Consider the following 13,848-nt stretch of genomic DNA (forward strand, 5'->3'; position numbering starts at 1 on the left):
CACTTTAAATAAGCGATATTTTACAAACTTCTTGAAGAAGTCTTTACCATTTACATTTGCTTGATATTGAAATACGTTATAGCAAGCCGCGCTCATGCATCGTCTGTAACGCCATTAGTACACCCAGCTTCACATGAGAAAAGGTAAGTCCACCTTGCATGTATCCAATGTAAGGTGCACGAATCGGAGCATCTGCGGATAATTCCAGACTACCACCTTGAATAAATGTACCTGCCGCCATAATGACTGGATGATCATATCCTGGCATATCCCACGGTTCTGGTACTACATGGCTGTCTACCGCAGCTGCACGCTGAATACCCTGTACAAAAGCAATCAGTTGATGTTCATCTTTGAAAGAAACGGCTTGAATGAGATCGGTACGTTTCTCCTGCCATGCTGGTTTGCTATTGAAGCCAGCCAATTCAAACATAGCCGCCGCATAAATACTTCCTTTGACCGCTTGCCCTACAATCGTAGGAGCCATATATAGCCCTTGATATATACTGCGGGTTGTACCTAACATTGCTCCTACTTCGCCACCGATACCCGGTGCTGTTAGACGGTAAGCTGCCAGATCAACGTACTTTTGCTTACCACAGATATAACCACCTGTTTCCGCTAAGCCTCCACCCGGATTTTTAATCAAAGAACCTGCCATCAAGTCGACTCCAACATCGGTAGGTTCACGAGTTTCTGTAAATTCGCCATAACAGTTATCTACAAAAATAACAGCTTGCGGACAAATCTCACGAATCTGAACAACCATTGCTGCTATATCTTCTATAGTAAAAGAAGCACGCCAATCGTATCCACGCGAACGCTGGATTCCGATCATTTTGGTTTTACTATGAACAAGCGATTTGACGGTCGCCCAATTGACTTGCCCTGCTTCATTCAAAGCTGCTTCTTGATACGTAATACCAAAATCAGCTAAAGATCCTGTTCCATCTCCCGGCTTGCCAATGACTTTATGTAACGTATCATAAGGTCTACCTGTAATGTAAAGTAATTCATCGCCCGGACGCAAAATGCCGAACATTGCTGTCGCAATCGTATGCGTTCCAGAAGCAAAATGAGGTCTCACTAGAGCTGCTTCGCTACCAAATACTTCAGCATATACACTTTCTAAAACTTCCCTACCTCTATCATTGTACGCATAGCCAGTCGAACCTGCAAAGTGATAATCACTAACCCGATATTTTTGAAAAGCTTCTATAACTTTCCATTGGTTGGCATCTACAATCTGATCGACTGCTTGTACTGCTTGTCCGATAAGTTGTTGTGCTTGTTCTGACCATTGTTGAATCTGTGTATCAAAAACTGCCATACCTTGTCTCTCCCCATAGTGATAGCCCGCCGTAATAATCTCTGGCAGGCTTCCACAAATTTATATCCAATTGTTCATTAGCGATAGCATTGACTACCGTTAAGGTCCGAAATCCATAATATAAACATTTAAAATGTAAACTTTCGCGCTTCATATTTTACACGTAACGGTAGGATGAAGGGAAGTCTATTATACAATTGTCGTAATTTTGTCACTTTATTTCATATTCTTGTAAGCGATAACCGTACTTTTCATAGTCGACAGCATTAATTTCGACTTTGATTAATGCATCGTTTTCTTCGTACTCTTGTTCCAGTACACTACTAAACTGATAGAGCTGTGAAATAAGATCACCACGTTCTGCTGGAATACGATACGTTTTGATGCCTCCAGCTAATTGATCTTGAATAACATTCAAAATGCGCTCCAGATCACTTTCTTTGTAAGCACTGATCCGCATATGTGTCTCATCATCTGGTAACATTTCTAACTGTTCCGGTGTACACATATCCGTTTTGTTATACAGAACTACATGTTGCTTCGTATCAGAACCTAATTCTTGCAGAAGATCATCGACTACTTTCATATGCTCGTCTCTCATCTCTGAAGAAGCATCGACAACATGTAAAATCAAGTCTGCTTCATTTACTTCTTCAAGTGTTGCTCGGAACGCTGCAATTAGATCATGAGGTAGATTCTGAATAAAACCTACCGTATCGGTTAGTACGACTGTTTTACCACCAGGCAGATCCAAATTACGCGATGTTGGATCTAGCGTAGCAAATAACTGATCCTGAATATACACATCTGCATCGGTTAACTGTTTTAGCAATGTCGATTTCCCTGCATTGGTATAACCGACCAAAGCAACTTGTACAGCTCCAGATTTTTTACGGCGCTCTCTGTATAATGTACGGTGACGTGTCACTTCTTCAAGCTGGCGCTTCAAGTCAGTAATCCGCGTACGAATATGACGGCGATCCGTCTCTAGCTTGCTTTCACCGGGACCTCTTGTACCAATACCCCCACCTAGACGAGATAAGTTACTTCCTTGTCCAGATAATCGTGGTAATAGATAGCTATGTTGAGCAAGTTCGACCTGAATAATCCCTTCACGCGTTTTGGCACGTTGAGCAAAGATATCCAGAATCAACTGTGTACGATCAATAATTTTGGCATCTAAAGCAGCTTCTAAGTTACGTACTTGAGCTCCAGATAATTCTTGGTCAAAAATAACACTATTGGCATCTAAAGAATCCATTAAAATGCGAATTTCTTCTACTTTCCCTTTACCGATAAACCATCTAAAATCAGGTTTTTCTTTATTCTGGATCACCTGTTCTAATACTTCTACCCCTGCTGTTTTGGCAAGGCTTACTAATTCTTGCATCGATCCATCTGCATTTACACCTGCGCGCTTGTCATTCTGAGTAACCAGACTAACTAAAATAGCTCTAGGTTGAATCTCTATTTCTACACCATGAGTTTCGTTTTTCATTTGTATATCCCGCTCCTTGTAATCTTACCTACTTCTTATTGGTATATTAAGCTTTATAATGGTCATGTTAACATACTTATCACATTTTTTGATATCAAATCATGAATTACTATCTTTTCCAAACAGACTTTGCCGGTGCTTGATCGATAGGGTAAACAAAGGAAAAGCATGAGCATCGATCTGTACTAGCAACTTTTGAGCTGTCTGTTGAGCTAATTCGTAATCTTGATCTGTAATAATCTGCTTGCGTAACGCATCATCTAATTCATCTTCATCGAGCAAAAACACTTGACCGTCTTTCATTACTACAATATCTAAATACAGATCGTCAAACCAGGGTACACCTTGATCTGTTAATCCTTGTGTTTTGCAAATATCAATATACCATTCGATAATTTCACGCTTATCATCAAACATTGCAGTGACTACATAGTTCGCATGTTCTGGATAATATTGCATCCACGAATAACCTGCTGCTGCAATACAGAATCGTCGTCCTCCATATATTTTATATAAGGGTTCACGTAAACGATTCATACGGTACAGCGTGACATACCCTGTAAATAAACTATTGTTTACATAGCGTCTAGAGTAATTACGTTGAATCACTCTCCGCCAGTTCGCTCGATCCGCAAATTTACGTTTCATGGAAGTATCCCTTTCCCAACAAAGTAACTTCAGAATAGCATATTTGCGCCACGCACTCAAAAAAAGCCTCCAATTATATCACTGGAGGCTTTTCTGATAACCGATTTAAGGGGTAGACGGTGGTGCAGTCGTCGGTGGTGATGTTGTACCCTCGGTTGTTCCTGCTGCTGGATCTGTAGTTGTGCCCGGTGTTGTGGTGTCAGGAGTGGCTGGTGTTGTTGTTCCATTTTGACCACTATCTGTACTACCGTCAGGTGTTGTCGTTCCTCCATCCGGTGGAACTGTACCTTGATCAGTATTCGGATCTGTTGGTGTTGTGCCTGTGCCTTGATCCGTTCCTGTACCATTGTCTGTACCCGGTACTTCTTCACCTGTTGGTGGAGTCGTTGGTTCACCTTCTGGCGGCACTACACCACCTTCTGGATTTTCTTCTGGTTCAGCAGGGGTCTCTGTTGCTTCATCGACTGTAATCTGAACTGTATCTGACGCATCCGATTGTGATCCATCTTTCATCGTAGCTGTTACATAATACTCATACGTTTGTCCAGGTGCCGCACTGCTATCTTGAGCAGAAGTATCACTTAATCCGCTAGATATCGCGGTAAATTGACCATCTCCGCTACCTTTACGATAAACAGTATACGAGCTGGCATTTTCTAAAGCTTTCCAAGATAAAGCAACCACTTGATTGTCTTTATCATAAGAAGCAGCCATACCGCTTACAGCAGATACTTCCGGTTCCGGTTCTTCTTCCACCGGTTGCTCGACAGGAGCACTTGGTGTAGGAGCTTCAAATTGCTGTACTGGATATCCTTCAAGTGAAGGTCCCATAACCGCTGCAAACATCGCTGCTGCCATTCCACTACTTTCATTCAATAAATGGGTACGGTCTGGCTTGTCATATCCCATCCATACAGCGGCTGTCCACTCTTTCGTATAACCGACAAACCAAGCATCACGGTTCGCACTACTTCTGAATCCTTCGATACCATGCTGAGTTGTACCTGTTTTACCTGCTACAGGACGGTTAATTTGAGCACGTTTACCTGTACCATCATTAACAACATCTTGCAACATTTGAGTCATTTCATTCGCTGTTTGTTTGCTCATGACTTGCGAAGTATCTGCTTTATTTTTGTAAATTTCATCGCCACCGCTATCGACAATACTTTTCACAGCATAAGCAGGAGTATACGTTCCTCCATCTGCAAATGTACGATACGCTTGTGCCATCTCTAACGTATTGGTTCCTGTGCTTAATCCACCTAGCGCAAGCGCTAAATTGCGATCTTGATCTGTTAACGAGAATCCTACCGATTTAGCAAAAGCAAGCCCTGAATCAATACCAATCTGATTCAGTGTCCATACTGCTGGAATATTAATTGAATCTTGAATTGCTTCATCCATCGTTACTGTAGATGAATATCCATGCAAGTTCGTTGGACAGTAATTGCCAAAACATTGTTTTTCATTACTTAATAATGAATTAGGATTGAATTTACCTGATTCCAATGCAGGTGCATAAGAAATAATAGGTTTGAATGCTGAACCTGGCTGTCTACGGCTGGTCACACGGCTGAAATTACCTGTGTTGTAGTTACGTCCACCAAGTAAAGCTACAATACCTGCGGTATCATTATTGACGATAACCATTGATCCTTGAACAGGTACATCATCTGAACTTTTTTCAAAGAGATCGTTATTTTTAAACGAAGTCTCCAAGTTCTGTTGAGCTTTGGCATCCATGGTCGTGTAAATTTTATATCCACCACGGTTCAAATCATCCGATGTTAAACCTGTTACATCTTCTGCTTCTTGCATAGCATATTCTATAAATGCTTCATAGTTTTTATCTTTATCATTCGCAGAAGAATTGTATTTATAATCCACTGCGGCTGCTTCTTTAGCTTCTGCTTGTGTAATATACCCTTGATCTGCCATCAATTGCAGTACAACACCACGACGTTCTTTCGATAGATCAGGATTCGATTGTGGATTGTAACGTGATGGAGCTTTAGGTAGACCTGCAAGTGTAGCAATTTGCCATACTTTTAATTTGTTCAAGTCTGTTACACCAAAGTACGTTTCTGATGCTTCTTTGATTCCGTAAGCACCTTTACCGAAGAAAATACGGTTTAAATACGTTGTAATAATTTCTTCTTTGGTCATTTTGCGTTCTATCGCTAAAGCAATCGATAATTCTGTTGCTTTACGGAAAAACGTTTTGTCATCATTCAAAAATACGTTTTTCGCTAACTGCTGTGTAATCGTACTTCCGCCTTCTACAGCAGAACGTGCTACAACGTCACGAACAGCTGCACGACCGATTGACCAAATATCTACACCCTGATGTTCAAAAAAGCGACGATCTTCTGTTGCTACAAAAGCATCGACAAGCAACTTCGGAATTTCATCGTATTGTACAGGGTCACCTGTCCTTACAGAGCGTTCTTGAATCAATGTGCCGTTGCGATCAAAGATTTGTGTAGGGCCGTTAATCGCTAATTTATTAATGTTTTGTTGATAGATTTTTTCTCCACTTACCATAATAAACATGTAACCGGCTAGTGCACAAAATACGCCCAAAGCAGCGACAATAAACAATGTCCAAAATACACGTTTACCTGTTATTTTTTTCTTTTTCTTTTTTGGTGTTGGCTTGGACTGTCCCGGTCTTGTTCTTGTTTCCGGCTTACTTTTGTCACTGCGGGATAGCTGCTGTCTTGGCATTTTTCGTTCTGACTCCCTTTCAGTAAAACAATTTACATCATTTATACAGCAAATGATTTTGAAGCATAGATATCGTTCTGTGATGCCTAACGCTAGAAAGAAAAGAACAACCTATAGAACAGGTTGTCCGATTCTTTGTCCTATAGTTAGACGATGTTGAAGCATAAAAAGTTTCATTTTAATATTAGTTGTCGCTTTGATTATCCTGCATTAGGGATACGTTACGTGATGGTGTAAATGTAGATACAGCATGTTTGTAGATCATTTGCTGACGTCCATCGCTATCCACCATAATGGTAAAGTTATCAAAAGCTTTGATCGTACCACGAATTTGAAAACCGTTGACCAGATAAACAGTCACTGGAATATTTTCCTTACGCAATTGATTTAGAAACGTATCTTGAATATTAATAGACTTATTCATTAGCCGTACCCCCAAGTGATTATTAATTCAGCATTGAAAATGCTCAATTCATGTAAGAATGTAATCTCAGTGTAATCAATGTTTTTAGGTTGTTGATGTATATTCCATATCCGCAGGGAATGTTCCTGCTATGATATTATGAACTTCACGGGTATGTTCGTCGCTTCTGTCCACATCGCTAACATCAACCCAATGAATATTATTCATATGACGGAACCAGGAAAGCTGTCTTTTTGCAAAACGACGTGTATCTCTTTTCAGCAGCACTACTGCTTCTTGAAGCGATACATGACCTGCAAGATGAGCAGCAATCTCTTTGTATCCTAGCCCCTGCATTGCGACCATTCCGGGGGTATACCCTTGATTCAAAAGGTTTCTTACCTCTTCAACCAGCCCTTCTTCTAGCATCTGGTCTATACGGGCTTCAATACGTTTATATAGCATTTCCCTATCCATTGTCAAACCTACAAAACATAACTCATAAGGAGATTGCTTATTTTGCCCCGATAATTGATCGGAAAGTTTGACTCCTGTCATATGATACACTTCCAGAGCGCGAATTACGCGTCTTTGGTCATTAGGATGCAATCGTTTGGCAGAAGGTGGATCAATCTCTGCTAGGCGGTCATGGAGCGCTTGAGCGCCATGCTCCTCCGCATACGCCGCCTGTTCCTGACGAAATGCTTCATCAGCTCCATTTTCGCTAAATTCAAATTCGAAACATACTGATTCGATATACAACCCGGTTCCTCCTACAATAAAAGGAAGATTCCCTCTAGCTGTTATCTCTGGAATCAATTTGCGACAACGCTGTTGAAATTCAGCAACTGAAAAGGATTCTTGAGGATCATGAATATTGATCAAGTGATGAGGAATTCCTTGCATTTCTTCCGGTTTGATTTTGGCTGTCCCAATATCCATACCACGGTAGACCTGCATGGAATCACCTGAAATAATTTCGCAGCCAAATGTTTTGGCAATTTCTATACTGATTCCAGTTTTACCAACAGCTGTTGGACCCATTAGGACCAGTAGCCTTGGTTTTTTAACCGTTTGGGTCATGGATAAATCACTCCGTATTCAATTTTTGATGTTTTGCGCTGTATTCGCTTAAATCCAAGTCGTTCATATTCTGGACTATCCCATTTTTCTTTGAGCAGAACAGACTTACGAGCGACTCGAATCGCTTGCTTAACCGCTTCTTCTGTTAACGCATTATGATTGGAAAATCCTCGTAAAGGTGCGATGGCAGCCGACTGATGTACCGCTTCACGAAACATCGGATCGAAATAAATCACATCTACACTTTTATCGGGTTGGTTGCTTAAATACGTCACATGATCTTGCTGAATCACTTTGATTCTACGCATCGCTTCATTAACAGCTTCGAGAGCCGTTACATGACTTCGAAGTCCTTCAGTCAGCAAAGCTGCAAGCGGCATCGAACTTTCTAACGCTACTACTTTTCCCTGCTCACCTGTATAAAGTGAAAATACAAGAGAATCTGATCCTAGTCCTGCTGTACAATCGATCACATGATCTCCAGGCTCTATCAGCGAGTGAGTGATCATCGGGTCTGCTTCCCCTTTGAGCAAGCGCTTGGCTCTGACGTACGCCATGCTAGGGTGAAACTGCATAATAGGCTCCCCTGGACGCATAATTCGCACTTCTTGCTCGACCAGTACAATAAAATCAGTCTCATTATAGGTAGAGGCTAGCTTGGGGATAGAGCGCCCTGCACGCTTAATATAAGGAACAGCAAATTCAGCCGCCAGCTTTTGTGCACGCTGGATTGTATAAGTTGCGGCATCATCGCCAGTTGTAATCATCATTCTGTTTTTCTCCATTCCAGCATTTAAAAATACAAATCTGCATTCACTTTCGAATGCACTTCCAGATTGTTCAGTATGAGTATATGCATCATACAAATCATTCTAGTTATTGTATGCCATAATACCATAACTCTGCATTACATCACACGTTTGAACATTTTTTCCAGATCATACGAAGAAAAAGAAACCACTATTGGACGTCCATGAGGACATGTATATGGCTGACGACAAGTCGCCAGACGATCTAGTAACGATTGTGCTTCAGCCTCGGTTAGCTTTTGATTGGCTTTGATCGAAGCTTTGCAAGAACACAATGTAGAAGCTTGCTCCCGTAACTTCGCTAGATCAATCGCTCGTTCACTAAGCACCCATTCTGCCATCTCTTCTATAACTTGTTGTTCTTCGCCTTTAGGAAGCCAGTATGGATAAGCGGTTACTCGAAATGTCTGACCACCAAAATGCTCTAAATACACCCCTACCCGCTCAAACCAATGCAATCGGTCTTTCAGCTTATTGGCTTCTGCTAAAGTAAATTCAAGCGTAATTGGCAACAACAATTCTTGCGATACTTCTTCAGGGCGACCGAATTTTTCATAATAAAATTCGTAATTAATTCGTTCATGGGCAGCATGCTGATCAATCAGAAATAATCCTTCGTTATTTTGAGCAACCAGATACGTACCATGATGCTGACCGATCAAAGTCATATCTGGAAATTGCGGAATTTCTGGTTCTTCAGCAGTGCCATATAACAATTCCGCACTAAAATTACGATTGTTATTATTGTTATAATTGGGTCGTTGTGGTGCTTGTCTTGCAGATGAACTAGCCGTACTTTTGGAAGCTGTTGCATTCTGTTTCTGATATTGCCCTGTGTGACTGTGTTCTTGAATTTGCTCAGCAGGCTGTTTCTGGATCGGAGCCGTATAAGCAGGCGGCGCATAAGACGGCTGATCTAAAACAGACGAACTGGCTTTATTAGATGATGTAGCTTGAACAGGTGGTAACTCTTTTCTGTCTTCCTGCACATGTGGTGCAATAGGTTGTTCCTTTTTCTTATACGTTATATCTTCTTCATTTGAAACAGAAGGAGACTGAATTTTAGATTCTGGTGGTAGATCTGCATCTGTAAATGGCGGAATATACGGTGCATCCAGATCACCCAATTCGCTTGAACTATGGCTTGGATTATGAGTATTTTTTTGCGGCTCCAAGTATTCCACAGGTGCTTTGGTAAAATTAAATTGCTCTTGTATAATCGATTCACTATTGCCACGCTTAATCGTCTGCTTGGTTGCATGTGGAATCAAAATCTCTTTACGCAATGTCTGACGAATCGCTTCTTCTACAAACAACATTAATTCGGCTTCTTTACTAAAACGCACTTCCATTTTGGATGGATGTACATTCACATCTACTAATGAAGGATGCATCGTTAATTGTAATACAGCTAATGGATACCGATTAATAGGCAATAATGTATGATATGCACGCAAAATCGCTTGATTGACTGCATAATTGCGAATATACCGACCATTCACTACAATAGACATCGCATTGCGACTAGATTTGGCAATTTCAGGTCGTCCTATATAACCACCAATCTGATAATCCAGATTTTCACCTTCTAATGGCAATACCATTTTGGCAGCAGAAGTACCATAGACTGCCGCAATTACTTGTAGCATATCGCCTGTGCCCGGCGTCTGAAGCAACAGATTACCATTGTGCCGAAACGTAAAAGCAATTTCAGGATGAGCCAGCGACATCCGGTACATAACATCAGAGATATGTCCAAGTTCGGTTTGCACTGTTTTCATATATTTCAATCGTGCCGGTGTGTTATAAAATAATGAATTTACACGAAAATCTGTACCACGCGGCGCCGCTTCATCTTCATTGACTTTGAGTGTGCCACCTTCAATCACTAACCGTCTTCCTGCACCATCATCTGTAGCACTGGATAGCAATTCTACTTTGGATACAGCGGCAATACTCGGTAAAGCTTCACCACGAAAGCCTAGACTTGTAATTTGATATAGATCACGGTCATCGGTTAATTTACTTGTGGCATGACGATAAAAGGCAGTCTCACAATCATCTGCGGCGATCCCTTGCCCATTATCTTGCACACGAATATATTCAAGTCCACCTTCGCCAATATGAACATCAATACGACTAGACTTAGCATCTATGGCGTTCTCAACCAATTCTTTTACAACAGAAGCTGGGCGTTCTACAACTTCCCCTGCAGCAATCTGATTAGCAATATGTTCATCTAACACACGAATTTGACCCATCTATAATTCCTCCTTCCATCATTTCATTTCGTAATATTTAGCAAAATAAATAGGGTATCGATCTATACCATCAACCGTTATTATGAATACGTTGCTTTCACTTTGAGATCGTTCAACAACTGCATAGCCTGTAAAGGAGTCATATTCATAATATCTGTATTTTGAATCAATTCTACGATTTGTTTGGCTATCGGATCTTCTTTGATTATCGTCTGAGTAACTTCTTCTTCATCTCCGAAAATAGACAACTGTACAACATCTTGAGCTTTGGATGTAGCTGAATTAGCAGAATGTCTGCTTGGTGAGACAGACTGTTTATTCAGCGTATTTATTTCTATATCAGATGGTTGATTGGCTGACTCTTGCTTATGATCAACAGAAAGTATAGAACCTTTTTCAGCAATCTGGACAGAAGAATGATTGTTATTTTCAGCAGAAAACGATGTTTGTGTTTGTTCATTGGATAACAGTTGAGATTGTGTATCATTATGTTGTTGCTCTTCTGATTTAGCAGATACCGCTACAGCCGATTGATCTGCTACAACAGTGCTACTCGCCTGCTCCATCCGGCTAAGTATACCATTCGCGCGATCAATAATACTTTCTGGTAAGCCTGCCAGTTGCGCGCAATAAATACCATAACTGGTACTAGCTGCACCCGGAACTAATTTGCGTAGAAAATGAACTTTATCTCCGCTTTCTTTTACAGCCATTGAAAAGTTTTGTAGATGTTCTAACGTTTCTTCCAGATGTGCTAATTCATGAAAATGGGTAGACACCAATGCTTTACAGCCGATCTCATGATGCACATATTCAATCACTGCTTGAGCTATAGACATTCCTTCACTGGTTGATGTCCCTCGGCCTAATTCATCAATAATGATAAGACTTCGAGGTGTTGCACGCTCGGTCATTACTTGAATATCTGCCATTTCTACCATAAAGGTACTTTGTCCACCGATCAGATCATCTGCGGCTCCAATACGGGTAAAAATGCGATCGATCATTGGAATTTCTGCTTGACTTGCAGGTACAAAACATCCAATTTGCGCCATAATAGATACCAAAGCCACTTGACGCATATACGTACTTTTACCAGCCATATTTGGACCTGTAATCAGTAAAATATTAGCTTTATCTTCTGTGATTTCTGTACTGTTCGATATAAACGATGTATTATTCATTACTGCCTCTACTACAGGATGACGACCTTCTTTGACGATCAGATCATAACGATCTGTCAATACAGGTTTGACAAAAGCACGCTCTGCACTAATCGCGGCAAAAGACTGATAAACGTCGATCTCTGCTACTTTTTCTGCTAACTGTTTGAGTCGTGGAATTTCGTTAGCGACTTGAGTTCGCAGATCAGCAAACAACTCATATTCAATATCGACCATTTTTTCTTGAGCTTCCAAAATAAGTGCTTCTTTGGCTTTCAGTTCAGGTGTAACATAACGCTCTGCATTTGCTAACGTCTGCTTACGCTCATATCTGCCTTCTGGTAAAGCATTTAAGTTAGAACGAGTTACTTCTATATAATAGCCGAAAATTTTGTTATAACCGATTTTGAGCGACTTGATACCTGTTGCTAAGCGCTCTGCTGCTTCAAGTTCAGCAATCCAACGCTTACCGTTGACGCTAGCTTCACGTAGTTCATCCAGATGAGAATGATAGCCTTCGCGAATCAATCCTCCATCTTTTACCGATACCGGCGGATCATCTACAATCGCTGTACTGATTGCATCCGTTAAGTCTGTACATTCATCCATTAACTGCGCAATTTGTTGCAATGTAGATGAAGAAGAATCTGTACATTGACGACGCAATTCTGGAATTTGAGCAAGCGAGTCACGTAAAGCTAACATATCCCGTCCATTTGCTGTTCCAAAAGCAATCCGTCCCACCAAGCGTTCTAGATCATAGATCCCTTTCAATTGAGATCGCAAATCTTCCCGCAAAATCAATCCTTGATGAAGCTTCTCTACCGCTTCTAAACGCTCTTCTACTAATTTACAAGATAACAACGGCTTATCGATCCAGCGACGAAGCAATCGTCCACCCATCGGAGTCTCTGTACGATCAAGCAACCATAGCAAAGAACCTTTACGAGAACGCTCACGTACCGTCTCTATCAATTCTAGATTACGACGTGTAAATGGATCGAGAATCATATAATGTTCAGGCTCATAAGCACTGATATGTGTTAATTGTCCAAGCGAACGCTTTTGCGTTTCACTTAAATAGCCAATGAGTATAGAAATACACAACTGACGTTCTTCATCCAGTCTTGCCCACGCTGCTTCACCAAATTGACGACGTGCTAATTCCTCACGTGCTTTGTCCCATGGTGTATAGAGTACTTTGCGTCCTAGTTGTAGCGCTTGACGATAAGATTCATCAATCAGATCAACTTGTCCAATGATTTCAGACGGTTCATACAGTCCTAGTTCATCACGTAACCATTGTTGTGAAGATAAAGCAGATGTCACATGCAGTTCACCTGTAGACAAATCACAAGCCGCTAAAGCCATTTTCCCTTCACGTTCTGTCAAACAGATCATGTAGTTGTTCGCTTTGTCGGTTAACCCTTTGCTTTCCATCATCGTACCCGGTGTAACGACGCGGATAATTTCACGTTTGACAATTCCTTTGCTTGCGCCTGCATCCTCTACCTGTTCACAGATAGCGACTTTGTATCCTTTTTCAATCAAGCGATGAATATAGTTCTCTGCTGAATGATAAGGTACGCCGCACATCGGAATCCGCTCGGGCACACCAGCAGCTTTGCCTGTCAACGTGATCTCTAATTCTTTAGATGCTAGAATCGCATCGTCAAAAAATAATTCGTAAAAATCCCCCAATCGAAAAAATAAAAATGCATCTTGTGCTTGTTCTTTTATTTTGAGATATTGCATCATCATCGGTGTATACGTAGTCATGTTTCCCCTCCAAAAAAGCATTCCAGAATATCGTTAAGCATAGATATAACATGCTTGTTTTTATCGAAATATTATCGTACTCATACTTATTGCGATATGCAATCTTTTTTCGAAATGCAAATACCTGTTCGTCTCTTTATTATA

9 protein-coding genes are annotated in these 13,848 nt (G+C 40.9%); all 9 read right to left on the reverse strand.

All coding sequences use genetic code 11. The annotated features are described in order from the left end of the window. Nucleotides 1-76 precede the first annotated feature (76 nt). The 9 genes from QE450_RS10050 to mutS all read right to left on the reverse strand — a co-directional run bounded on the left by QE450_RS10050 (nucleotide 77) and on the right by mutS (nucleotide 13,704). The gene (locus QE450_RS10050; protein ID WP_307299012.1) at nucleotides 77-1,330 is read right to left on the reverse strand and encodes a methionine gamma-lyase family protein; all 1,254 of its coding nucleotides are present in this window, start codon (nucleotides 1,328-1,330) and stop codon (nucleotides 77-79) included. Between the two features lie 211 nt (nucleotides 1,331-1,541). After that, a complete protein-coding gene (gene hflX, locus QE450_RS10055; RefSeq protein ID WP_307299014.1) occupies nucleotides 1,542-2,828 on the reverse strand; it encodes a GTPase HflX in 1,287 nt (428 codons plus the stop codon). A gap of 99 nt (nucleotides 2,829-2,927) precedes the next feature. Further along, a complete protein-coding gene (locus QE450_RS10060; protein ID WP_204823752.1) occupies nucleotides 2,928-3,476 on the reverse strand; it encodes a ribonuclease FAU-1 family protein in 549 nt (182 codons plus the stop codon). Between the two features lie 105 nt (nucleotides 3,477-3,581). Next, nucleotides 3,582-6,206 carry a PBP1A family penicillin-binding protein gene (locus QE450_RS10065; RefSeq protein WP_307299019.1) on the reverse strand — a complete coding sequence of 875 codons (2,625 nt, stop codon included), beginning with the start codon at nucleotides 6,204-6,206 and terminating at the stop codon, nucleotides 3,582-3,584. Nucleotides 6,207-6,390: 184 nt separating this feature from the next. Continuing rightward, a complete protein-coding gene (gene hfq / locus QE450_RS10070) occupies nucleotides 6,391-6,630 on the reverse strand; it encodes an RNA chaperone Hfq (RefSeq protein ID WP_204823750.1) in 240 nt (79 codons plus the stop codon). Nucleotides 6,631-6,714: 84 nt separating this feature from the next. Next, on the reverse strand, nucleotides 6,715-7,692 hold the full coding sequence (miaA, locus tag QE450_RS10075; RefSeq protein ID WP_273612673.1) for a tRNA (adenosine(37)-N6)-dimethylallyltransferase MiaA: 978 nt from the start codon (nucleotides 7,690-7,692) through the stop codon (nucleotides 6,715-6,717). Next, complete coding sequence (locus tag QE450_RS10080; protein WP_307299023.1) at nucleotides 7,689-8,462, reverse strand: class I SAM-dependent methyltransferase; 774 nt, start codon at nucleotides 8,460-8,462, stop codon at nucleotides 7,689-7,691. Before QE450_RS10080 ends, miaA begins: the two co-directional genes overlap by 4 nt. Before the next feature lie 137 nt (nucleotides 8,463-8,599). Continuing rightward, the gene (gene mutL, locus QE450_RS10085; protein ID WP_307299026.1) at nucleotides 8,600-10,762 is read right to left on the reverse strand and encodes a DNA mismatch repair endonuclease MutL; all 2,163 of its coding nucleotides are present in this window, start codon (nucleotides 10,760-10,762) and stop codon (nucleotides 8,600-8,602) included. Between the two features lie 80 nt (nucleotides 10,763-10,842). Then, entirely contained in the window at nucleotides 10,843-13,704 is a 2,862-nt protein-coding gene (gene mutS, locus QE450_RS10090) for a DNA mismatch repair protein MutS (protein ID WP_307299029.1), read from the reverse strand. Between the last annotated feature and the right edge of the window lie 144 nt (nucleotides 13,705-13,848).

Origin of the sequence: Paenibacillus sp. SORGH_AS_0306 (assembly GCF_030819345.1) — a bacterium.
Lineage (GTDB): Bacteria > Bacillota > Bacilli > Paenibacillales > Paenibacillaceae > Saccharibacillus > Saccharibacillus kyungheensis.